This is a genomic window from Pseudomonas sp. B21-041, assembly GCF_024748675.1.
Taxonomy (GTDB): Bacteria; Pseudomonadota; Gammaproteobacteria; order Pseudomonadales; family Pseudomonadaceae; genus Aquipseudomonas; species Aquipseudomonas neuropathica.
Window position 1 is genome coordinate 6,139,657 of record NZ_CP087175.1, and the last position, 22,569, is coordinate 6,162,225.

21 protein-coding genes are annotated in these 22,569 nt (G+C 60.6%); 9 read left to right on the forward strand and 12 right to left on the reverse strand.

The window, feature by feature from the left end; all coding sequences use genetic code 11:
* Positions 1 to 149: 149 nt before the first annotated feature.
* Together ppk1 and hemB are read right to left on the reverse strand one after the other, a co-directional pair.
* Positions 150 to 2,375 carry a polyphosphate kinase 1 gene (ppk1, locus tag LOY43_RS27450; protein ID WP_093429741.1) on the reverse strand — a complete coding sequence of 742 codons (2,226 nt, stop codon included), beginning with the start codon at positions 2,373 to 2,375 and terminating at the stop codon, positions 150 to 152.
* Between the two features lie 18 nt (positions 2,376 to 2,393).
* The gene (gene hemB, locus LOY43_RS27455) at positions 2,394 to 3,407 is read right to left on the reverse strand and encodes a porphobilinogen synthase (protein WP_186620114.1); all 1,014 of its coding nucleotides are present in this window, start codon (positions 3,405 to 3,407) and stop codon (positions 2,394 to 2,396) included.
* Between the two features lie 207 nt (positions 3,408 to 3,614).
* Here hemB and LOY43_RS27460 point away from each other — a divergent pair, with 207 nt between their 5' ends.
* The gene (locus LOY43_RS27460) at positions 3,615 to 4,265 is read left to right on the forward strand and encodes a DedA family protein (RefSeq protein ID WP_095049373.1); all 651 of its coding nucleotides are present in this window, start codon (positions 3,615 to 3,617) and stop codon (positions 4,263 to 4,265) included.
* A 290-nt stretch (positions 4,266 to 4,555) separates the two neighbouring features.
* Complete coding sequence (gene elbB, locus LOY43_RS27465; RefSeq protein ID WP_258708964.1) at positions 4,556 to 5,224, forward strand: isoprenoid biosynthesis glyoxalase ElbB; 669 nt, start codon at positions 4,556 to 4,558, stop codon at positions 5,222 to 5,224.
* Between the two features lie 118 nt (positions 5,225 to 5,342).
* Here the strand turns inward: elbB and LOY43_RS27470 are convergent, their stop codons facing one another.
* Both LOY43_RS27470 and LOY43_RS27475 read right to left on the reverse strand, forming a co-directional pair.
* The gene (locus tag LOY43_RS27470; RefSeq protein ID WP_007911138.1) at positions 5,343 to 5,798 is read right to left on the reverse strand and encodes a YaiI/YqxD family protein; all 456 of its coding nucleotides are present in this window, start codon (positions 5,796 to 5,798) and stop codon (positions 5,343 to 5,345) included.
* Positions 5,799 to 5,919: 121 nt separating this feature from the next.
* Positions 5,920 to 7,815 (reverse strand): FTR1 family protein, encoded by a 1,896-nt coding sequence (locus tag LOY43_RS27475; protein WP_258708965.1) that lies wholly within the window; start codon positions 7,813 to 7,815, stop codon positions 5,920 to 5,922.
* 189 nt (positions 7,816 to 8,004) lie between these two features.
* On the opposite strand from LOY43_RS27475, the gene LOY43_RS27480 reads away from it, so the two are divergent.
* The 5 genes from LOY43_RS27480 to LOY43_RS27500 all read left to right on the forward strand — a co-directional run bounded on the left by LOY43_RS27480 (position 8,005) and on the right by LOY43_RS27500 (position 12,768).
* Entirely contained in the window at positions 8,005 to 9,405 is a 1,401-nt protein-coding gene (locus tag LOY43_RS27480) for a COG3014 family protein (RefSeq protein WP_258708966.1), read from the forward strand.
* Positions 9,406 to 9,612: 207 nt separating this feature from the next.
* Complete coding sequence (locus LOY43_RS27485; protein WP_095049369.1) at positions 9,613 to 11,007, forward strand: COG3014 family protein; 1,395 nt, start codon at positions 9,613 to 9,615, stop codon at positions 11,005 to 11,007.
* Between the two features lie 15 nt (positions 11,008 to 11,022).
* The gene (locus LOY43_RS27490) at positions 11,023 to 11,397 is read left to right on the forward strand and encodes a YcfL family protein (protein ID WP_007911131.1); all 375 of its coding nucleotides are present in this window, start codon (positions 11,023 to 11,025) and stop codon (positions 11,395 to 11,397) included.
* Between the two features lie 36 nt (positions 11,398 to 11,433).
* The gene (gene lpoB / locus LOY43_RS27495; RefSeq protein ID WP_016772610.1) at positions 11,434 to 12,021 is read left to right on the forward strand and encodes a penicillin-binding protein activator LpoB; all 588 of its coding nucleotides are present in this window, start codon (positions 11,434 to 11,436) and stop codon (positions 12,019 to 12,021) included.
* 3 nt (positions 12,022 to 12,024) lie between these two features.
* A complete protein-coding gene (locus LOY43_RS27500) occupies positions 12,025 to 12,768 on the forward strand; it encodes a penicillin-binding protein activator LpoB (RefSeq protein ID WP_095125000.1) in 744 nt (247 codons plus the stop codon).
* Between the two features lie 114 nt (positions 12,769 to 12,882).
* Here the strand turns inward: LOY43_RS27500 and LOY43_RS27505 are convergent, their stop codons facing one another.
* The 3 genes from LOY43_RS27505 to LOY43_RS27515 all read right to left on the reverse strand — a co-directional run bounded on the left by LOY43_RS27505 (position 12,883) and on the right by LOY43_RS27515 (position 16,173).
* Positions 12,883 to 13,515: a LysE family transporter gene (locus tag LOY43_RS27505; RefSeq protein ID WP_095049367.1), complete on the reverse strand. Its 633-nt coding sequence runs from the start codon at positions 13,513 to 13,515 to the stop codon at positions 12,883 to 12,885.
* Between the two features lie 166 nt (positions 13,516 to 13,681).
* Complete coding sequence (locus LOY43_RS27510) at positions 13,682 to 14,263, reverse strand: mechanosensitive ion channel family protein (protein WP_258708967.1); 582 nt, start codon at positions 14,261 to 14,263, stop codon at positions 13,682 to 13,684.
* Positions 14,263 to 16,173 (reverse strand): ATP-binding cassette domain-containing protein, encoded by a 1,911-nt coding sequence (locus LOY43_RS27515; protein WP_258708968.1) that lies wholly within the window; start codon positions 16,171 to 16,173, stop codon positions 14,263 to 14,265. Before LOY43_RS27515 ends, LOY43_RS27510 begins: the two co-directional genes overlap by 1 nt.
* Positions 16,174 to 16,223: 50 nt before the next feature.
* Between LOY43_RS27515 and LOY43_RS27520 the strand changes: the two genes are divergently transcribed.
* Positions 16,224 to 16,685, forward strand: coding sequence for a TIGR02444 family protein (locus tag LOY43_RS27520; RefSeq protein ID WP_095125002.1), 462 nt, complete (start codon positions 16,224 to 16,226; stop codon positions 16,683 to 16,685).
* Here LOY43_RS27520 and LOY43_RS27525 read toward each other — a convergent pair.
* A complete protein-coding gene (locus tag LOY43_RS27525) occupies positions 16,682 to 17,848 on the reverse strand; it encodes an AlgP family protein (protein ID WP_258708969.1) in 1,167 nt (388 codons plus the stop codon). The two genes, LOY43_RS27520 and LOY43_RS27525, sit on opposite strands and share 4 nt — an antisense overlap.
* A 192-nt stretch (positions 17,849 to 18,040) precedes the next feature.
* Between LOY43_RS27525 and LOY43_RS27530 the strand changes: the two genes are divergently transcribed.
* Positions 18,041 to 18,706: an FKBP-type peptidyl-prolyl cis-trans isomerase gene (locus LOY43_RS27530; RefSeq protein WP_095049362.1), complete on the forward strand. Its 666-nt coding sequence runs from the start codon at positions 18,041 to 18,043 to the stop codon at positions 18,704 to 18,706.
* A gap of 60 nt (positions 18,707 to 18,766) precedes the next feature.
* On the opposite strand, the gene rsd is transcribed toward LOY43_RS27530, so the two are convergent.
* From rsd to LOY43_RS27550, 4 genes are all read right to left on the reverse strand, one after another.
* Positions 18,767 to 19,225: a sigma D regulator gene (gene rsd / locus LOY43_RS27535; RefSeq protein WP_095049361.1), complete on the reverse strand. Its 459-nt coding sequence runs from the start codon at positions 19,223 to 19,225 to the stop codon at positions 18,767 to 18,769.
* A gap of 183 nt (positions 19,226 to 19,408) precedes the next feature.
* Complete coding sequence (locus LOY43_RS27540; protein ID WP_095125006.1) at positions 19,409 to 19,960, reverse strand: disulfide bond formation protein B; 552 nt, start codon at positions 19,958 to 19,960, stop codon at positions 19,409 to 19,411.
* Positions 19,961 to 20,178: 218 nt separating this feature from the next.
* Positions 20,179 to 21,417 (reverse strand): heme biosynthesis protein HemY, encoded by a 1,239-nt coding sequence (locus LOY43_RS27545; RefSeq protein ID WP_095049359.1) that lies wholly within the window; start codon positions 21,415 to 21,417, stop codon positions 20,179 to 20,181.
* Positions 21,414 to 22,556, reverse strand: a complete 1,143-nt coding sequence (locus LOY43_RS27550) for a uroporphyrinogen-III C-methyltransferase (protein ID WP_095049358.1) — start codon at positions 22,554 to 22,556, stop codon at positions 21,414 to 21,416. The genes LOY43_RS27545 and LOY43_RS27550 overlap by 4 nt, the downstream gene beginning before the upstream one ends.
* Positions 22,557 to 22,569: the final 13 nt, after the last annotated feature.

The following is a 22,569-nucleotide window of genomic DNA, read 5'->3' on the forward strand; positions in this document are numbered from 1 at the left end:
TCCCGAGGGAGAGGGAGCCGATCTCCGTTGGCTTCAAGGCCTGAGTTCGACTCGGTAGTTCAGGTCGGCGTAACTCGCCCATCCAACCCGGTCAGTCCCCTCTCCCTCTGGGAGAGGGTTAGGGTGAGGGGCTTTTGACCTTCAAGGCCTCAACTGCTCACCGGCAAGATCGGGCTACCCAACCGCTCCAGCAACGTCGCCTGCGCACTGCGCGGGTTCTGGTTGCCGGTCGGCGTGTTGCGAATATAACGACCATCCGACTGCAAACTCCAGCTGTGGGTATTGTCAGTCAAATACAGCTCCAGTTCTTTCTTCACCCGGGTCAGCAGCTTCTTGCCTTCTACCGGGAAGCAAGTCTCGACGCGCTTGTCGAGGTTGCGCTCCATCCAGTCGGCGCTGGAGAGGAACATCTGCTCATCGCCGCCATTGAGGAAGTAGAACACGCGGGTGTGTTCCAGGAATCGGCCGATGATCGAGCGCACATGGATGTTGTGCGAAACACCGGCGATGCCCGGACGCAGGCAGCACATGCCGCGCACCACCAGATCGATGCGCACGCCGGACTGGCTGGCCTTGTACAGCGCGCGGATGATCTTCGGATCGGTCAGCGAGTTGAACTTGGCGATGATGTGCGCCGGTTTGCCGTCGAGCGCAAATTGCGTCTCGCGGGTGATCATGTCGAGCATGCCCTTCTTCAGGGTGAAGGGCGCATGCAGCAGCTTCTTCATGCGCAGGGTTTTACCCATGCCGATCAACTGGCTGAACAGTTTGCCGACGTCTTCGCACAAGGCATCGTCGGAGGTCAGCAGGCTGTAGTCGGTGTAGAGCTTGGCGTTACCGGCGTGATAGTTCCCGGTGCCGAGGTGCGCGTAACGGACGATCTCGCCGGCCTCGCGACGCAGGATCAGCATCATCTTGGCGTGGGTCTTGAAGCCGACCACGCCGTAGATCACCACCGCACCGGCCGCTTGCAGACGGCTGGCCAGTTGCAGGTTGGACTCTTCGTCGAACCGTGCACGCAGCTCGATGACTGCCGTCACTTCCTTGCCGTTACGCGCGGCATCCACCAGCGCATCGACGATCTCGGAGTTGGCACCGGAGCGGTACAGCGTCTGGCGCACAGCGAGCACGTGCGGGTCTTTCGCCGCCTGACGCAGGAGGTCGACCACCGGGGTGAACGACTCGAACGGGTGCAGCAGCAGGATGTCCTGCTTGCTGACCACGCTGAAAATGTTTTCGCTGTTCTGCAGCAGTTTCGGGATCTGCGGGGTGAACGGCGTGTATTGCAGCTCCGGATGACTGTCCAGACCGGTGATGCTGAACAGCCGCGTCAGGTTGACCGGGCCGTTGACCTGATACAGCTCGCTCTCGCTCAGGTTGAACTGCTTGAGCAGGTAGTCCGAGAGGTGTTTCGGGCAGGTGTCAGCGACTTCCAGACGCACCGCGTCACCGTAACGACGCGAGAACAGCTCGCCACGCAGGGCGCGGGCCAGGTCTTCGACGTCTTCGGAATCGAGCGCCAGGTCGGCATTTCGGGTCAGGCGGAACTGATAGCAGCCTTTTACCTTCATGCCCTGGAACAGGTCATCGGCGTGGGCGTGGATCATCGACGACAGGAACACATAGTTGTCACCCGGGCCGCCGACTTCTTCCGGCACCTTGATGATTCGTGGCAGCAAACGCGGTGCCGGGATGATCGCCAGACCGGAATCGCGACCGAAGGCATCGATGCCTTCGAGCTCGACGATGAAGTTCAGACTCTTGTTCACCAGCAACGGGAACGGGTGCGTCGGGTCGAGGCCGATCGGGGTGATGATCGGCGCGATCTCGTCGCGGAAATAGCGGCGCACCCAGGTTTTGATCTTGGTCGTCCAGTGGCGGCGACGAATAAAGCGCACCTGATGCTTTTCCAGCTCCGGCAACAGGATGTCGTTGAGGATCGCGTACTGACGGTCAACGTGACCGTGAACCAGCTCGCTGATCCGCGCCAGCGCTTGATGCGGCTGCAAGCCGTCAGCACCGGCTTGTTCACGGGCGAAGGTAATCTGCTTCTTCAGGCCGGCGACGCGAATTTCAAAGAATTCGTCAAGGTTGCTGGAGAAAATCAGCAGGAACTTCAGGCGTTCCAGCAACGGATAGGACTCGTCCAGCGCCTGTTCCAGCACGCGGATATTGAATTGCAGTTGCGAAAGCTCACGGTGGATGTACAGGCTGCTGTCATCCAGGCCCGGTATCGCAATCACTGGTGCCGCCGCGACAGGTTCAGCGACCGGCGCGGGTGGCGCAGGCTCCAGTTCCGGCGGGGTCTCGGTGATTTGCTCGACCACCGGTTGAGCTTCTTTTACTGCAACTTCCGTGAGTCCTTCGGTATTCATTGAATGTTCCTGGGAGGGCTATTTCTGCTCTCGTAACAATTGAGCGGCGCGGACAGCAAAGTAAGTCAGGATGCCATCAGCGCCGGCACGTTTAAAGGCGGTCAGTGATTCGAGAATCACCGCCTCGCTCAACCAGCCATTCTGGATCGCCGCCATGTGCATGGCGTATTCGCCGCTAACCTGATAGACGAAGGTCGGCACTTTGAAGGCATCTTTTACCCGGAAAAGAATGTCCAGATACGGCATGCCGGGCTTGACCATGACCATGTCCGCGCCTTCAGACAAGTCGGCGCCGACTTCGTGCAGCGCTTCGTCGCTGTTGGCCGGGTCCATCTGATAAGAGGCCTTGTTGGCCTTGCCGAGGTTCGACGCCGAACCGACAGCATCGCGGAACGGGCCGTAATAGGCGCTGGCGTACTTGGCCGAATAAGCCATGATCCGCACGTTGACGTGGCCGGCGATTTCCAGCGCTTCGCGGATTGCCTGAATGCGACCGTCCATCATGTCCGACGGCGCCACCACCTGCGCGCCAGCTTCAGCATGGGACAACGCCTGACGGACCAGTGCATCGACGGTGATGTCGTTCTGTACGTAGCCTTCTTCGTCGAGAATGCCGTCCTGGCCGTGGGTGGTGAATGGATCGAGCGCGACGTCGGTGATCACTCCCAGCTCAGGGAAACGCTCACGCAGAGCGCGGGTGGCGCGCTGGGCGATGCCTTGAGGGTTCCAGGCTTCTGCGGCGTCGAGGGATTTAAGTTCAGGAGGGGTGACCGGGAACAGCGCCAGCGCCGGAATCCCCAACTCGACCCACTTGGCCGCTTCTTCGAGCAGAAGATCGATAGTCAGCCGCTCTACCCCAGGCATCGAGGCCACGGCTTCGCGGCGGTTTTCACCGTCGAGCACGAACACCGGCAGGATCAGGTCATCGACTGTCAGCACATTTTCCCGCACCAGCCGACGCGAAAAATCATCACGACGGTTGCGACGCAGGCGAGTGGCAGGGAACAGACGATTGGCAGGGGTAAAGCTCACGGCGGACTCCTGAGCCCGCGCAAACGGGCGAGCGTGACAGTTATAGACGGCCATTATGACGAACAGATGACAGTTATGTGTGCCCCGTGACATGTAGCCGCATTCCATTGTCAGTGTAGGAATTGTTCACGTCGAGACACATTTGGACACTTTCATGAATGTGTCCGAAGGGTTAGGCTGCGCGTTCATTTCGCCAGCACCCAGACAATGCTCCAACAATTTCTGCATGACTTTGGCTACTTTGCCTTGTTCCTCGGCACGTTCTTCGAAGGCGAAACCATTCTGGTGCTCGCGGGCTTCCTCGCGTTTCGTGGATACATGGACATCAACCTGGTGGTGGTCGTGGCGTTCTTCGGCAGCTATGCCGGCGATCAGCTGTGGTACTTCCTCGGCCGCAAGCACGGGCGCAAATTACTCGCGCGCAAACCGCGCTGGCAGCTGATGGGCGACCGCGCGCTGGAGCACATTCGTAAGCATCCTGACATCTGGGTACTGAGTTTCCGTTTCGTTTACGGTCTGCGCACAGTGATGCCGGTGGCGATCGGTCTGTCGGGGTATCCGCCGGGACGTTATCTGCTGCTCAACGGCATCGGTGCGGCGATCTGGGCGACCGCACTGGCTGCCGCCGCTTACCACTTCGGTGCGGTACTGGAAGGCATGCTCGGCAGCATCAAGAAGTACGAGTTGTGGGTACTCGGGGCGCTGCTGATTCTTGGCGTTGGCCTGTGGCTGCGCCGCCGCTTCAAGAATGCGCGGCTGGCCAAACAGGTTTACGCCGACGAGCAAGCCGCGAAAGCTGCACTGCTGAATCAAGCCGAAGAACCCAAGCCTGCCGCACCGAAGACGCCAGCCGAATAACTCGCTGGCGACTTGCTACAGCCCGCCGGCACTGAGCGGGCTGGCCGACCCTTTCAGTCAGACGGATCACTTTTATCCTCGCTACTCTGGGGCATTCAAGTTCGCCAGCGGCGTTGTCACGCCAAAAATCTCCCGCTCGTTACGCCGCAGGCAACCCCAAATAATGAACACCCCGCCGTCGTTGCGATCCATGTAGAAAGCGCTCCATGCAGGTGCAGCCGCCACTTGGGCCTATGGCAACGCGCGACAATTTAGTGGACATTTAGCGCCATGAATCTGGAGAGAAACCCATGAGCAAAAAAGTTGCAGTGATCCTGTCCGGCAGTGGCGTGTACGACGGCGCCGAGATCCATGAAAGCGTCATCACCCTGCTGCGTCTCGACCAACGCGGTGCGCAGGTGCAGTGCTTCGCCCCGAACATCGCGCAATTGCACGTGATCAATCACCTGACCGGCGAAGAAATGCCCGAGTCGCGCAACGTTCTGGTGGAATCGGCGCGCATTGCCCGCGGCAACATCAAGGACATCCGCGAAGCCGACGTCGATGACTTCGATGCGCTGATCGTGCCGGGAGGTTTCGGGGCGGCGAAAAACCTGTCGAACTTTGCTGTTGAAGGCGCTGGCTGCAGCGTGCAGCCGGAAGTACTGGCGCTGGCCGAGGCATTTGCCGAAGCGGGCAAACCGGTCGGTCTGATGTGCATCTCGCCGGCACTGGCGGCGAAGATCTACGGCCCGGGCGTAACCTGCACCATCGGCAACGACGCCGACACCGCCAGGGCGCTGAACAAGATGGGCGCCACCCACGAAGACTGTGCGGTGACGGAAATCATCGAAGACAAGGCGCGCAAACTGGTGACGACCCCGGCTTACATGCTGGCACAGAACATCAGTGAGGCGGCTTCGGGGATCAACAAACTGGTCGACCGCGTGCTCGAACTGACCCACGAAAACGACGCCTGATACGGTCTACTGTAGGAGTGAGCCTGCTCGCGATGTCGGTGTATCAGGCAACATATCTGTTGAATGACCGGCCGCTATCGCGAGCAGGCTCACTCCTACAAGGGGATTTGTGCAAGGCTTAAGGTTTGCGGGTCAGGCGCGTGAGAATGCGATCCAGCGCATTGGCAAACGCCTGCTTCTCACGATCGCCAAACGGTGCGGGCCCGCCGCTCATCTGGCCTTGCTCGCGCAGATCGGTGAACAGGTTGCGCACGGCCAGGCGCTCGCCCATGTTCTGCGCGTCAAACTCCTTGCCGCGCGGATCCAGCGCCGCGACGCCCTTCTTCACCAAACGATCGGCCAGCGGGATATCGCTGCAAATCACCAGCTCACCGGGCACTGCGTGTTCGACCAGATAATCGTCTGCCGCATCCGGACCGCTCGGCACCACGATCAGTTTGACGATGGCCAGTCCCGGCTTGATCTGCGGCTGCCCGGCCACCAGCACTACTTCGAACTGGCGCTTGAGGGCGAATTTCACCACCAGATCCTTCGCCGCCCTTGGGCAGGCGTCGGCATCGATCCATACACGCATTTTTCCAACCTCCAAAAACAATTCGCGAGCAAGTCGAATCGTCGCACCGTCACTCCCACAGGTTACGCGTAAACCCTGTGAGAGCGAGCCTGCTCGCGAATGTCAGCGCAGCGAATGCTTTTCAGGCGACTACCCGCCGCTTTTCCGCCACCCAACTACGCCCATACAACACAGCAATCGCCAGAATCGCCACCGCCTGCGCCGTCAGCGAATAGGCATCGGCATGAATCCCCAGCCAATCAAACTCGAAGAACGCCACCGGCCGCGTGCCGAAGATCCCGGCTTCCTGCAACGCCTTCACGCCATGCCCGGCAAACACCACCGACAATGCGCAGAGCAGCGCCGCGTTGATGCTGAAGAACAGCGTCAGAGGCAGCTTCGCCGAACCGCGCAGAATCACCCACGCCAGACCGACCAGCAGCACCAGCGCCGTGGCGCCACCCGCGAGCACCGCGTCATGCCCGGCCGGGCCGGCTTGCAGCCACAGGGTTTCGTAGAACAGGATCACTTCGAACAGCTCGCGGTACACCGAGAAGAACGCCAGAATCGCGAAGCCGAAACGCCCGCCGCCGCCAACCAGGCTGCTCTTGATGTAATCCTGCCAAGCTGCGGCATGGCGACGGTCGTGCATCCACACGCCCAGCCACAAGACCATGACACTGGCGAACAGCGCCGTCGCACCTTCGAGCAGTTCACGCTGCGAACCGCTGACGTCGATCACATACGCCGCCAGCGCCCAGGTGCCGAGGCCGGCCAGCAACGCCAAGCCCCAACCGACGTTGACGCTGCGCACCGCCGATTGCTGGCCGGTATTGCGCAGGAAAGCGAGGATAGCTGCCAGCACCAGAATCGCTTCCAGACCTTCACGCAGCAGAATCAGCAAACCGGAGATGTAGCTCAGCGACCAGCTCAAGCCATCACTGCCGAGCAACCCGGCGGACTCTTTCAACTTCGCCTTGGCCGCGTCCAGGCGCTGCTCGGCCTGCTCGACCGACAAACCGTCCTGCAACGATTGCCGATACGCCATCAGTGATTTTTCGGTGTCCTTGCGCACATTGGCGTCAACGTTATCCAGCGAGCTTTCGACCAGCTCAAAGCCTTCCAGATACGCCGCCACCGACAGGTCGTAAGCCTGATCGTGTTCACCGGCGCGATAGGCGGCAAGGCTCTTGTCCAGCGTTGCGGCGGTGTAGTCGAGCAACTGCGCCGGGCCACGCTTGACCTGCGGCGGCTGCGCGCGTTGTGCACGGAACGTCGCTGCAGCTTGCGGACCATCGGCGGCCTGCACTTCGGCCGGTGTCTGGCGCGCCAGATCGGCGATGTTGTAGGTTTTCTCGGCTTTGGCCGCCGCCGGATCAGCGCTGAACCCGGCGATGTAGGTCGCCAGATCCCAACGCTGCCGATCATCGAGCTGATCGGCAAACGCCGGCATGTCGGTGCCTTCGACGCCTTGGCCGAGGGTGTTGTAGATCGCGTACAGACTCAGGTGATCCAGCCGCGCCGCATCACGCAGATTGGCCGGTGCCGGGGTCATGCCGAGGCCCGCCGGGCCGTCACCGGCGCCACTGTCGCCGTGGCACACCGAGCAATTCTGCGCATAGAGCGGCGCACCCCGGGTGGGATCGGGGGTGATGATCGGCGCTTGGCTGACCTCATACGCCACCGCCAGTTGCGCGCCCAGTTGCCGTGCCTGCCGGGCCACTTCGGCGCCATCCTGCCTGGCAGTGATTGCCGCGTGCAAAGCGCTGACACCCTGCTCCAGCGCAACCTTTTCAGGCTTGGCCGGCATGCCGGCGATCAAGCCTTGCAGCGCCCGCGTGAACTCCAGTTGCTCGCGGTATTCGGAATCATCGACAACCTTGCCCGCCGCTACCGTCGGCGGGTAGTCGGCGCTGATGTAATCGAGCAGGTGCAGCGCTTGCGGCGCGCCTTCCACGGTATCGGCCAGCAGATTAAAGCTGCTCAGGGCAAACAACGGGAACACCAGCCAAGCCAGAAAACGGGACGAGGCAGTCATGAATGAGTCTCAAATGGAAATGCGAAGTTACATATTGTTCACTTCGAACGCGTTTCCCTCAAGCTTTGTCGACGTAACGCCACACAAGACGCGAGCCATCGGCCTGCAAAAACGCCACATCACTTAGCCACTATTGCACCCTATACTGCGCGACCTGTCGCATTTCCCGCTCAAGGATGAACCGCTTTCATGCGCCACCGCTTGCACTTGCCCCTGTTGATCGCCGCCGTTGTGCAACTGAGCGGCTGCGGTGCATATCGCAACTACGATCTGGAACTGCAACAGACCACCGACCCGTTAAAGGCCGGCAACATCAACAGCGCCCTGGCCGTGATCGAAGCGAACAATCCGGCTGCGGAAAAAGACCTGCTCTACTATTTCGAAAAGGGCGCCGTACTGAGTGCGGGCGGCGAGTTTGCGCAGAGCCAGACAACCTGGCGCAGCGCCGAGCAGATGATCATCGAGCGCCAGGACACGATCCAGACCACCGGCGACAAGTTGCTCGCTGCCATGGGCGATCACTGGGGCAGCATCATCAATGACAAGCTGCGCCGTTACGATGGCTACGACTACGAAAAAGTCATGCTGACCACGCAAATGGCCCTCAACCAACTGGCCATGAATGATTTTGACGGCGCCCGTGCCGACATCAAGAAAACCCACGAGCGCGAAGCGCTTATAGCCCGACAGCGGGAGCTGGAATACGAGCGTGTCGAAGCAGCGGCCAAGGCCCAGGGCGCGCGCGTGCATTACAAGGACCTGCAAGGTTACCCCGTGGTGATGCTCGAATCGCCTGCGGTGATTGCGCTGAAAAACGGCTACCAAAGTGCATTCAGTCACTATCTCGCCGGCTTCACCTACGAAGCACTGGGCGAGAAAGATCTGGCAGCGCCCGGCTATCGTCAGGCAATTGAACTGCGTCCGGACATGGCGTTTTTCCAACAGGCACTGCGCGACCTCGACAGCCCTGGTCTGAAGGCAGATGAAAGCGATGTGCTGATCATCGTACAAAGCGGCCTGGCGCCGGCCCGCAGCTCCGTGCGTGTGCCCTACCCGGTGAAGCTCGCGGACGGTCAGGTCATCGTCGCCAATATCTCGTTCCCCATAATGGTGCCCGACACCTCGACGCCTTCATTCAACCAACTGAGCATCGATGGTCGTCAAAAAAAGCTGATTGCGGTCAACAGCATTGCCGACATGTCCTTGCGCACCCTGCGTGACGACATGCCGGGCATTATTCAGCGCACAACCTATCGGGCATTTCTGGCAGCCGATGTTCAGGCCAGGGACAATCGACGCGATCCGAGCAAAGCCTCCTACGTCACCCACTGGGATGCTTTCGAGCATGCCGACACGCGCACTTGGCGCACCTTGCCCAACCTCACCCAAGTCGTGCGCCTGCGCCTGAAAAAAGGTGAGCACCTGATCAGCCTGCCCAACGCTCCCGGCGCTACGCCCATGAAAATCCGCATCGACCAGAGCCGCCAGGTCATCGGCCTGCGGGCTTTGGGTGAGCGAGTGTTTGCCAATGGCAGCGCATTCCAGCCCAGCGGAGCGCCGACCGGCAGTGCGGTATCCGACCTGAAATAAGTAATGGCACCAAACTAACAAGTGCAATTAAAAAGATATTACATAGCCACCACCGCCCGCCTATAATGCCGCGCCCTCGCTATCGCGAAACGGCATTAAAGCTCCTCAGGTTATGAGGAATTGGCAGGAGGCCAGCGCCACTGTCGATGGGTCACACCAGCCCGACCAGCATTCGCGGCTGTATTACTCCAGGGAAGAAGTACCCCCATGGCATTCCGCGCTCCCACTCTGATTGCGCTCAGCGCCGTCACTCTGCTGTCCGGCTGTTCGGCGTTTCGCAACTACGACTCCGAACTCGCCCAGACCAATCAGCAACTGGCCACCGGCAATGTTGACGCCGCGCTGACTCTGCTGGAAAAGAACAACACCGGCCCGGACAAAGACCTGCTCTATTACTTCGAGAAAGGTGAATTGCTGCGCGCCAAGGGCGACCTGTCCGGCAGCCAGAACGCCTGGACCAGCGCTGATCAGGTGGTGGGCAAGTGGGAAGATTCGGTCAAGCTCGACACCGACAAATATCTGGCCCAGTTCGGCAGTTTCCTGGTCAACGACAAGGTGCGTCGCTACGAAGGCTACGACTACGAAAAAGTCATGCTGACCACACAGATGGCCCTGAACCTGCTGGCGGTTAATGACTTCGACGGCGCGCGTACCGCGATCAAGAAGACTCACGAGCGCGAAGCGGTGATCGCCGAGCTGCGTGACAAGGAATACCTCAAGAGCGAAGAAGAGGCCGAGAAAGAAGGCATCAAGACGCAGTACAAAGACTTGCAGGGTTATCCGGTCGCCAGCCTCGACGCACCGGAGGTGGTCGGCCTGAAGAACAGCTACCAGAGTGCTTTCAGCCATTACCTGTCCGGGTTCGTCTATGAAGCCTTGGGCGAAAAAGGCCTGGCTGCACCGGGCTACCGCAAGGCTGCCGAATTGCGTCCGAACACGCCGCTGCTGGAACAGGCGCTGGTCAACCTCGACAAGCCGGGCAAATCCGACGACAGCGACATTCTCATCGTCGTCCAGAGTGGTCTGGCGCCAGCCCGCGACTCGATCCGCGTGCCGCTGCCATTGCCGATCTCAAACAATGTGGTGATTACGCCGCTGTCGTTCCCGATCATCAAGCCAGACACCTCCACCGCGCCGTTCGCGCAGATCGGTGTCGATGGCCAGCAGGTCGATCTGACCGCCCTCAACAGCACCACCGCGATGTCCCGCCGCGCCCTGCGTGACGACATGCCGGGGATCATCCTGCGCACCACCGTGCGGGCAATCACCAAGGGTGTTGCGCAGAAGCAGATCAACGAAACCAACCCGCTGGCAGGTCTCGCCGTCGGTATCTCTTCAGCTGTGCTCGAAGGTGCCGATACCCGTACGTGGCGCACCCTGCCGGACAACACCCAAGTGGTGCGTCTGCGTCTGAAAAAGGGTGAGCATCAGGTTACCCTGCCAAGCGCCGTGGGCGGTTCGGTGGTCAAGGTCACCGTCGATCAGCGTTATCAAGTGATCACTCTGCGCGCCGTGGGCAACCAGGTGTTCGCCGGTGGCCTCGCCGCCCACGTCATCCCGAGCGCCAGCGCGACCAACGTCGCCAGCCTCAAACAACCTTAAGAACGGAGTCTTTGCATGCGCTTCAAACTCATCGCCGTCGCCGCCCTCGCCTTGCTGGCGAGCGGCTGCGCCACCCCGCCACCGCCAGAGCCGGGCAGCGCCGCGAGCAAAGTCGTGGCCATGGGTCCACAGAAACACATTGTCGTCGGCGCCATGCGCGTGGCCCGCGAAAACGGCTTCATGACGGTCAACGTGCAGTTGAGCAACACCCTCAACAGCAACAAGATTTTCTACTACCGCTTCGCCTGGCTCGGCGCGGAAGGCTTCCCGATTGCCGAAGAAGAAGTGTGGAAAAGCCAAATGATGTACGGCGCCCAGACCAGCTTCATCCAAGGCATCGCCCCGACCCCGAAAGCCGTGGACTTCCGTCTGGAAATCAAGACGCCGTAAGCCTGTCACCCTATTCCTGTTTTAGAGAGCATTCCCATGTTTGCACGCTTTTCCTGCATCGCTGTTATCGCCCTACTGGCCTCCGGTTGCGCCAACACCTCGCCGACCCTGGGCAGCAAGAACATCAGCTACGGCGACACCAAAGCGGTTGAAACCGTGACCAACGAATTCGGTTCGACCGACCTGCAAATGATCGCCGAGTCGATGACCCGCTCGCTGGCCCAGTCCGGCATTCTGCAGGGCCGTCCGGTGGTTCAGGTCTACGACGTGAAGAACAAGACCAGCGAATACATCGACACCCGCGAAATCACCACCAGCATCAAGACGCAGCTGATGAAAACCGGCGTGGCCCGCTTCGCCAGCGACAACAACGCCATGCAGAGCCAGGTTGACCAGCTCAAGCTGCAAAACCAGAGCGGCCTGTACAAGAAGAGCACCGTGGCCAAGACTGGCAACATGGTTGCCGCCAAGTACCGCATCGAAGGCTCGATCAGCTCGATCGTCAAGCGCAGCAGCGATTACAAGGACGTCTTCTACAAATTCAGCCTGCAACTGATCGACGTTGAAAGCGGTCTGGCCGAGTGGATGGACGAAAAAGAGATCCGCAAAACCACGGAGCGTTAATTGATGCGCGCATGGATTGGCATGATGGCCCTGGCTTGCGCGTTCAGCGTGCAGGCGGCCCCGAAAGTCGCGGTGACGGATCTGGCCTATCAGGAGCGTGTGGAGCAATACATCCACATCGTTTCGGCCCAGAGCAATCATCGCGAGGGTTACTACAGCTCCAGCGGCTCTTCGAGCTATAACGAGATCGAAGCGAGCACCAGCTACATCGAGCAAGGCGAGTTGCGCAAATTCACCGGCGACATCAAGGGTGAAATTTTGCGCACCGGCATGTTCCAGCTAGTGCAAGGCACGCCGTACACCGCGTCGTCCAAGGGTGACGTCTACGACGTGATCAAGCGCATCAAGGCCGGCAACTTCAAGGGCGCCGACTATGTGCTGTTTGGTACGGTGTCGGACATCGACTTCACTCAGGACATCAACGAACTGGCGCACACCGACAGCTATTCGGCGGTACTGGGCCTGACGCTGGTGGCGGATTTCAGCCTGATCAACACCAAGACCTTCGAAATCACCTCGGCCTTCACGGCGATGGGCGAAGCGCAGGACACCAAACTGGTGAACCACCGCGACATCAAGATCTCGCTGAACCGCCCACGGGTGGTGCGTGACGTGTCGAAGGCGCTGGGTGAGGACGTGGCCGGGCAACTGAGCATGCAGCTCGGTGGCGGCGGTTACGAGCAGCCGCGCGAAGCACCACAGCGCAACAATCTGCCGCGTGATACTGCGCCGGTGATTTTGCGCTGATGACTGGCGCCTGATCGTCCCCGTGCTCGACGTGGGAATGCATCCCGGGACGCTCTGCGTCCCAGCCACAAAAAAGGCGACCCGCAAAGGTCGCCTTTTTTGTGCTCGCGAGGTTTACGCCGCCGCTTTACGCAACGTCGCCATAAACGCCGCCGCACCGATGAACAGTCCGGCAAACGTGCGGTTCATACGCTTCTGCTGCTGCGGGGTGCGTAGCAAACGCAGCACCTTCGACGCCAGACCGGTGTAGCCCGCCATGACAATCAGGTCGACGAAGATCATCGTTACACCGATTACTACATACTGAATCAGCAACGGCGCATGCGGGTTGATGAACTGCGGCAGCACCGCGAGCATGAACACCAAAGCCTTGGGGTTGCTGATGTTCACCAGAAAGCCGCGGAACACCAGCGCCAGCGGCTTGCCGATCGGTCGTACCGCCGCGTCGTCGCTCATGTCCATGGGCAGCGCGCGCCATTGCTTGATGGCCAGATAAACAAGATAAGCCACACCGAACCACTTGATAGCGTGGAAGGCGGTGGCCGAGGCGGTCAGGATCGCGCCAACACCGGCGCCGACGATCGCGATTTGCACCGCCAGGCCAATCTGCAGGCCGAGGGCGTTCCAGTAACCGCGCCAGAAACCGTATTGCAGGCCGCTGGACATCGACGCAATGGCGCCAGCACCCGGGGACAGACTGATCACCCAGCAGGCGGCAAAAAATGCCAGCCATGTTTGAAGCTCCATCGCACACCTCGCATCTGAATCGTGACAGACGCTCAAGCTAATGCGGATTGGGCCTAAAAGCAAAAGATCGCAGCCTCCGGCAGCTCCTACTTTGGAATGCGATCCCTGTAGGAGCTGCCGAAGGCTCGGGCCGCGATCGGACGATCTTTTGATCTTGTTGTAAGACTTACTTCTCAAACCCGCTGGAAGGAAACACATCAGTCCTGCGCCAACGTCGCACCGAGCGCTGGAAAAACAAGCTGTTCGGCACCTGCACCATCGCGCTGCCAGTCCCCAACTCTTCCGCCTCGATCAACGTGGTGTAAAGCAGATTGATCGCCACCACGCGGCCTTTGACGCCAGGCTTGTCCGTGGTGTCCACCAGCTCAACGATATCGCCCAGCCGGAACGGCCCAACCGTGAAGATCAGAATCGCGCAGAGCAGATTCGACAGCACACTCCACATCGCGAAGAACGCCACCGCCGCCACGGCGACGAACCCTGACAGCGCCGTCCACAGCACCGTGGCCGAGACACCGAGGCGTTCCAGAACAAAGATCAGCGCACTGCCCATGATCAGCCAGCGCAACACGCCGCGCAGTGGCATCAGCAACTGCGGCGGGAATGGATAGCGCTCACCCAGGCGGGTCAGGGCTTTGGCGACGAAGCGCTGGGTGAGATAACCGGCCAGCAGGATCAGCAGAATCTGCACCGCGAACCAGATCGGCTCGACCCACTCCGCCGGCAGCGGCAGCTTGAACGCTTCCATCAGGACAGCGCCTCCAGCTCCGCCTGCATGCTTTCCAGCACCTCTAGGGCTTCCATCCACGCTTCTTCCAGCTCGCCTTCGCGAACCTTCAATTTGGCCTGCTCAGCGAGCAGATCACGCAGTTCGTTCTTACGCGCCGGCTCGTAAATGTCGCTGTCGCCAAGGCTGGCGTCGACCTTGGCCAGTTTCTCGTGAAGCTTGCCCAGCTCGGCTTCAAGCTTGTCGGCTTCACGCTTGTGCGGGGCCAGTTGCTGACGCAACGCAGCAGCAGCCTGACGCTGGGCCTTTTTGTCGGCCTTGTCCGGATTCACCGGGGTGGTGCTGACCGGCGCGTTGCGCTGGCGGTATTCCACCAGCCAGCGCGCGTAGTCTTCGAGGTCGCCATCGAACTCTTCGACCTTGCCATCAGCGACCAGGTAGAAGTTGTCGGTGGTGCTCTTGAGCAAGTGACGATCGTGAGACACCACCAGCACCGCGCCGCTGAATTCCTGCAGCGCCATGGTCAGCGCCAGGCGCATTTCCAGGTCGAGGTGGTTGGTCGGTTCGTCGAGCAGCAACAGGTTCGGGCGTTCCCAGGCGATCAACGCCAGGGCCAGACGCGCTTTTTCACCACCGGAGAAATTCAGTACCGGCTCATCAATGCGCGCGCCACGGAAGTCGAAACCGCCGAGGAAGTCACGCAGAGTCTGCTCGCGCTCGGTCGGCGCCAGACGCTGCAAGTGCAACAACGGGCTGGCCTTGGAATCCAGCGAATCGAGCTGATGCTGGGCGAAGTAGCCAACCACGGTGTTTTCGCCACGGGTCAGGCGCCCGGCGATCGGTGACAGCTCGCCGGCGAGGTTTTTGATCAGCGTCGACTTACCTGCGCCGTTCGGGCCGAGCAGGCCGATCCGCGCGCCCGGGGTCAGTTGCAGCTTGACCTTCTCCAGGATGGTTTTGTCGCCATAGCCCAGACGCGCATCCGACAGGTCGATCAGCGGGCTGGAGATCTTGGTCGACTCGCGGAAGACGAAGTCGAATGGCGAATCGACGTGGGCCGCCGATAGCTCTTCCATCCGCTCCAGGGCTTTGATCCGGCTCTGCGCCTGACGCGCCTTGGTCGCTTGCGCCTTGAAGCGGGCGATGTAGCTTTCCATGTGCGCACGTTGCGCCTGCTGCTTCTCGTAGGCCTGTTGCTGCTGGGCCAGACGCTCGGCACGGGCGCGTTCGAACGCGGTATAGCCGCCGCGATACAGGGTGATTTTGCGCTGATCGACGTGGGCCACGTGATCGACGACTTCATCGAGGAAATCACGGTCGTGGGAGATCAGCAGCAAGGTGCCCGGGTAGCTTTTCAGCCACTCTTCGAGCCAGATGATCGCGTCGAGGTCCAAGTGGTTGGTCGGTTCGTCGAGCAACAACAGGTCGGACGGGCACATCAATGCCTGCGCCAGATTCAGACGCATCCGCCAGCCACCGGAGAAATCTCCTACCTGGCGATCCATCTGCTCGTTGGTGAAGCCGAGACCGGCGAGCAATTTGCGCGCCCGCGCGTCGGCGGTGTAGCCGTCGGCGCTGTCGAGTTCCGAGTGCAGGCGGGCCTGAGCGGCACCGTCGTGCGCCGCTTCGGCGGCGGCGAGGTCACGTTGCACCTCGCGTAGACGTAAATCGCCATCGAGCACATAGTCGACGGCAAGACGCTCAAGGGTCTCGATCTCCTGGCGCATGTGGGCGATGCGCCAGTCAGCCGGCAGGAAGCAATCACCCGAGTCGGGGTGCAGTTCGCCCCGAATCAAGGCGAACAGGCTCGATTTGCCGGCGCCGTTGGCACCGATGAGGCCGGCTTTGTGGCCGGCGTGCAGGGTCAGCTCGGCGTCTTCTAGCAGACGTTGCGGGCCACGCTGTAAAGTTAGGTTCTGAAGTCGGATCATAATGGCGGCGGAGTCTACCAGCTTCGCTCACAACTGGCGCGAGTAGCACGATGTCCTCTGACCTGTGGAGCTTTTCCCTTGCCACCTACGCCCGCCCGGGCGTGGAAGATGCCTGCCTGCGACTGCAAACGGCGGGCGCCAATGTGTGCCTGCTGCTGTGCGGTTTATGGCTCGAACAACGCGGGGTGATCTGTGATGAACAACGTGTAAGCCAGCTTCAGACGCTGACCGAGCCTTGGGATACCGAGGTGGTACAGCCGCTGCGCTCCCTGCGGATGCTATGGAAAGTACGGGCCGTTGATGATGCGGTGCTGAAAGGCATGCGCGAGCAGATCAAATCACTGGAGCTTGAGGCTGAGCGAGCGTTGCTGTCACGGCTTGAAGGGGTGGCGCAGGAATGGGCGCTAAACGATGCAGGCTCGAAGACCTGGCTTGAAGGATTGGCCGGCATGGCGGCCAGCCCGAACCGCGACGCGCTGCAAGTGCTGCGCGTCGCGGCAACCGGCACTTAGGAAGCGCTGGTCGGGTTGTTGCTGACGCTCGACGCAGCGGCTGGCGATGGCGCAGTCGAAGGAGTCGAGGTGGCGGCGGCTGGAGCAGCGGCGGCTGGCGTGGCCGGAGTGGCTGGCACGGCAGGCTTGGCAGCTGGAGTGGTAGCCGGTTTGGCGGCAGCTGGTTTGGCAGCGGCAGGCTTTTTCACGGCTGGTTTGGCAGTTGGTTTGGCGGCCGGTTTTGCAGCAGCAGGCTTGGCAGCAGTGGTCGCTGGTTTTGCAGCCGGCTTGGCGGCAGGTTTTGCGGCAGGTTTTGCGGCAGGTTTTGCGGCGGTTTTTACAGCGGGTTTAGCAGCAGCCGGTTTAGCGGCTGGCTTGGCAGCGGCGGTTTTGGCAGCAGGTTTTGCGGCTGGTTTCGCCACAGCTTTCGCCGCAGGTTTAGCGGCCGGTTTGGCAGCTGCAGCTTTCGCCGGAGCAGCTTTGCTCGCGGCTGGTTTTGCAGCCGGTTTGGCGGCGGCCGTTCTAGCGGCTGGCTTGGCAACAGCTGGTTTTGCAGCAGTGGTTTTAGCCGCCGGTTTGGCAGCGCTCGCCGCAGCCGGTTTTTTCGCCGCAGGTTTTGCCGCGGTTTTGGCAGCTGGCTTGGTCGCCGCTTTCACCGGTGCCTTGGCAGCAGGTTTGGCCGCCGTTTTTGCCGCAGGTTTAACCGCTGCGGTTTTCGCTGCAGGCTTGGCTGCAGCCGGTTTGGCAGCCGCTTTCTTCGCCGGTGCCGCTGCCGGTTTGGCGGCGCGGGTGGACAGTACTTTGCCCACGGCTTCTTGAACGCGACCCACACCCTGGGCCAGTTTCAGGCTTTCCTGTGCATCGCGCTTGAGTTGCAGAATGTAGCTGCGAGTGTCGGACTGACGATCCTTCAAGGCATCGAGCAGGTCTTCCAGTTCTTTCACTGCGGCCTTGGCTTTGTTCTGTGCCTTGGTTTTACCGGCAGTGGCTGCGTCCTGCAATTTGGTGCGGGATTTGTGCAGTTTTTCTTGCGCCTTGCCGCGTTGCTTTTCCAGTTTGGCGAGCAGTTTTTCAGCATCAGCCAAGGCTTGGGAGCAAGCGTTTTCCAGATGCTCGAGCAGGCTGCCCGAGAGTTGTTGGAGTAAGTGCAACGGAGTATTTACAGGCTTCTTGGTGGCCGACATGGTTTACCTCCTGGCTGACGTGAGTGCGGCTCATACTAGACCTCTGCAGTTACCGCCGCTAGGGCATCTTGACAGTATCGATTGCGTTGCGTTGCACCGAATCGAAAATGTTCTGCGCGAAGTCAAAAGCAGTTCACCGTTGCAGACGTTCGCGCTGGCATAATCCACCGCATCTCAGGACGGAGTGTGCCCATGTCGCGCTACTTTTTTTTATCCCTCTGCATGGTTTTTTCGGCCGTTCACGCTGACGAAAAAAACACCGCGAACGATGCTCACGATCTGGCCTACAGCCTCGGTGCCAGCCTCGGTGAACGACTGCGTCAGGAAGTCCCGCAACTGCAGATTCAGGCGCTGGTCGATGGCTTGCAGCAAGCCTACCAAGGCAAGCCGCTGGCGCTGAGCGAAGCACGCATCGAGCAGATTCTGGCTGATCATGAAGCGCAAAACGCCGAGCACTCTGCACAGCCTTCAAGTGATGCGGCGATGGAAAACGAGCAACGCTTTCTCATCGCTGAAAAAGCCAAACCGGGTGTTAAGGAACTGGCTGACGGCATCCTGCTCACCGAGCTGACACCGGGCACTGGCGGCAAGGCTGGCCCCGATGGAAAAGTGCAGGTGCTGTATGTCGGACGGCTGCCGGATGGCACCGTGTTCGATCAGAACACTCAGCCACAATGGTTCAACCTCGACAGCGTGATTGCCGGCTGGCGCACCGCGTTGCAGAACATGCCGGTAGGCGCGAAATGGCGCCTGGTGATTCCATCGGATCAGGCCTATGGCGCTGACGGTGCCGGTGACCTGATTGCGCCGTTCACACCGCTGGTGTTTGAAGTGGAATTGCGTGGAGCGACGAGTTGATCGGGCAATAAAAAACGGTGCGCTTTCGGGCGCACCGTTTTTTTTGATCAGGGTTCGGGATCAGGCCTGAACCGGATCTTCTTCCTTGTGTGCTGTGTGCAGCACTTCAATCAGGCAGTCTTCAAGTTCGAAGCGTTCGTGGAGCAGGCCACCTAGCTCTTTGAACTTCTCTGCAACGCATTTGCCTTCATCGCACAGGTCGTTGAAGGCTAGAAGCTTCTCGGTGATGACATCGATGCGCGGATAGATCGTCTCGGCGAGTTCGAGGCCGCGCTTGTCGTTGAACGCCTTGGCTTCGCCAGTCAGCTGTTCGTAGATTTCGAAGTGCCCGGCCGACACGTAATCGACCAACACGCCGCAGAACTCCTGCAAGGGCTTGCGGCTCTCGGACAGCGAATCAGGCTCTGCGCCGAGCTTGTCGTAGGCACCGATCAGCTCTTCACGCTCTTGCAACCAGCGGTCGATCAGCAGATGAACCCCACCCCAACGTTCCTGAGCATTCTGACAACTTTCGAGCATGGCGATCTCTCTTCCCTTGTGGGTCATGCTGCTCTACACCCGCGCCCCTCTTTTGATTCTGGCTTGGGGGTCGGCCGGGCAGAGCGTCATCGAGCAACATAAATCCAATGACACGTGCGGGCCAGATTATGCCCGCACGCCTATGGCTTCAAGGTACGCAGGAGATAAAGTTCATACAAGTGTTTAATCCCGCAACAGCACCGGGTGCGACGCTTGGCCGCTGAGCGGGCGTTGCAGAGCACTCCATACCAGCCGCAACAATTGATACACCGCCAGAATCGATACCGCGACAAAGAACAGCAGGCTCCACTCCGGGACACTCAGGTCGAACAGCGTCCAGGATATTTCCGCACAATCGGTACCGCCGCTAAACATTGTTTGCAGGGCACAGATCCATGGCAGACCACTGAACAAGGCCTCGGGAGCAGGCGAGCAATTGAGCAGGTGCAGCATCGGATCGCTCTGTATCAGTACCTGCCGCCAGGCCGCCGTGGTCCCACCCAGGCTGGCGCCCAGGGTCAACAGCCAGTAGAACCACAAACCGACACGTTTGGGACCGTGCACCGCCGCCAGACCACTGACTACGCACAGCAGCGTAAGGAACAGGCGCTGCACCAGACACAGGCTGCACGGCGTCAGGCCGACTGCATATTCAAGATAATAGGAAGCTCCCAGAGCAAAGGCCCCCGCAGTGAAAGCCATGAAGAACAAGGAGCGTGAGCAGGCCAACGACATGGCTTTTCCGTAACAGTAGAGACAGACGGTTACGGTAGAGGAAAGCGTGTCAGCCTTTCAAGGCAAGGCCCTGCCGACAGTTCACCAGAGGTGTAGGGAAAACCCGACAGGATCGAGAGGAATTGGTGTAGACCGCTGTAGGAATTTGCCTCAAGCGCTCAACGAAGTGGAAAATTCAGCCACAAAAGGTAAGCGAGGGAGCGAACTCCCTCGCCACTTCAGACATGGGCCGGAACCGGCAACGGCGCAGCCAGCAGGCGCTCGTCCAGCAGACCAAGGCCTTCCTGGAACAACTGATTGCTGCGCTCGGTATCGCCCAACTGGGCGAGCAGGCGCGCCAGCTCCGCACAGGCCTCGGGATTGCGCTGCACACGCAGACTGCTTTCCAGGTAATCCCGTGCCTTGCCCCACAGACTGGTTTGCAGACACAGTCGGCCGAGGGTCAACAGCAGGCTTGGATCGTTCGGATGCTCCTTCAGCCAGCCTTCGGCGGTTTGCAACTGGCGGGCCGGATCGCTGCCGCGCACCAGCCCGTAGAGACGGGCCAGATGGCTGTCGTACTTGCGTTTGAGGGCAGTGCGCAGCACTTCTTCCGCTTCGACCTGGGCGCCCAACTGCCGCAACTGTTCGGCGTACGCCAACACCAGCGGCGGCTCCTGCCGTTGCGCCGAAGTGAGCTGCTCCCAGGCGCGCGTGAGCGACTGCAAACCCACGCTGCCATCCTCTTCCCGTTGCGCAGCCAGCGAGAGGTTTTCACCCCAGGCGCGGCGCTCGAGTTCAGCCAGTTCGGCGCGCGGCAGGACTTTGTCCTTGCGCAATTCCGGCAGCAAACGAATCACCGCCGACCATTCGCCGCGCTGCTGATACAAGCGCTGCAACTGACGCAACGTCTGCGCATTGTGTGGATGGCGATCGTGCATCGCTTGCAGCGTCACCAAGGCACCGTCGGTGTCGCCACGGTCAGTCTGCAACTGCGCATGACTCAAAGCGATGGCCAGCTCCGCCTGGGGCTGACGCTCAAGCGCCCGCTCCAGCAAACGATCGCACTCTTCGTAAAGACCTTGCTCGTTGGCTGCGCGAGCAGCACCGAGGTAGTACAGCAATGGCTGGCGCTCGGCTTCAGCCGCTCGAGACAGGTGACGCTGAGCGCTGGCCCAGCGACCTTCGGCCAGATCCAGTTGACCGTGCTCGATCGCCACCTGCACGCGCCGACTGCGGTTGCGGCGCGACCATGGGTTGACTACGCCACTGGAGGCCATGACCAATTCGACCAGTGCCTTGATCCCCCAGATCAGCAGCCACAACACCGCGATGACCGCCAGCGTCGCCCACAGGCTGGACTCGTAGCGGAAGCTTTTGTAGGCCACCAGCACGTAACCGGAATGCTCGGCAATCGCCAGACCCAGCGCCGCTGTCGCAGCGATCACCAGAAACACGATCACATACAGGCGTTTCATGGCGTGATCTCCTGCGCGGTGTTGGCGGCAGGCTTGGCGAAGGGTTTCACCGACTCTTCGGCGTTAACGTTGCGCCGCTCAAGGTAGGCTTGCACCGCACTCAGCGTGCCGGCCAGATCAGGCGTCGTGACCGTGACCGGTTCCTTGCTCAACTCACCGACCTGTTCGAGCATCACTTTGCTTTGCGGATTGTCCGGGTTGAAATTGCCCTTGAGCACATCGCGCGCTTCGGCCAGCGCCTGGGTATAGACCGGCGCCTGACCGTTGAGGGCTGCCCACTGCGCCTGCTCAAGCGCAAGGCTCAGGGCCAGACGCACCTGACTCAGGCTCTGCCCGGCCAGCAGCGGCCGCACATTCTTGTCGGCATTGAAATCGATACGGATATAGCGCGAGACCTGATCCCACCACTGCGCCCAACGACTGGCGCCGTCACCGTCAGCAGTCAGGCCCAGCAGCGATTCGCCACGATCCTTGTACTCCGGCGCAAGCTCGGTGAGGTCGATGACTTGATCACGCAGCGCACCGAGGCGCAGGAACAGACCGGTGCGATCCGGTTGCGAAGTACTGCGCAGCGCCACCAGGGTTTTCGCCACTTGCTCGCGGGCGGCGAAAGAGCCTGGATCGTTTTGCTCACGGAGGATTTCGTCAGCGCCTTGGACCAGCGCCTGAGCGCTGCTGATGTCCTGCAACGCCGAAAGACGCAGACTGGCTAGACGCAGCAAATGCTCAGCCTCAGCCAGACGCCAATCCTTGCGGCTGGCGCCAAGAACGGTTTCCAGACGCTGATTTAGGCGCTGTTGATCACCTTGAAGCTGGGTCACCAGACGCTGGCGCTCGGCAAGTTCGTCAGCACCCGGCAGTTGCGCGAGGCGCTCGGTCAGACGCTGTTCATTGAGCTTCAGGCTCTGCGCCTGATCGTTCAATGCCTGCACTTCACCGGACTGCTGTTGAGTGTTGGTCTGCAGGTGACGAACCTGCCAGACACCCCAGCCGCCGATCGCGACACCGGCGGCGCCGAGCAACAAGGCGACGATGGCCAATCCATTGCCTCGGCGCGGCTCTGTGGCCGGCGGTGGAGTTTCAACCTGGGGTTCAATCACAGGCTGGACGTCATCTTTTGGCAAGGCTGTTTCGCTCACGTATCCATCCTTT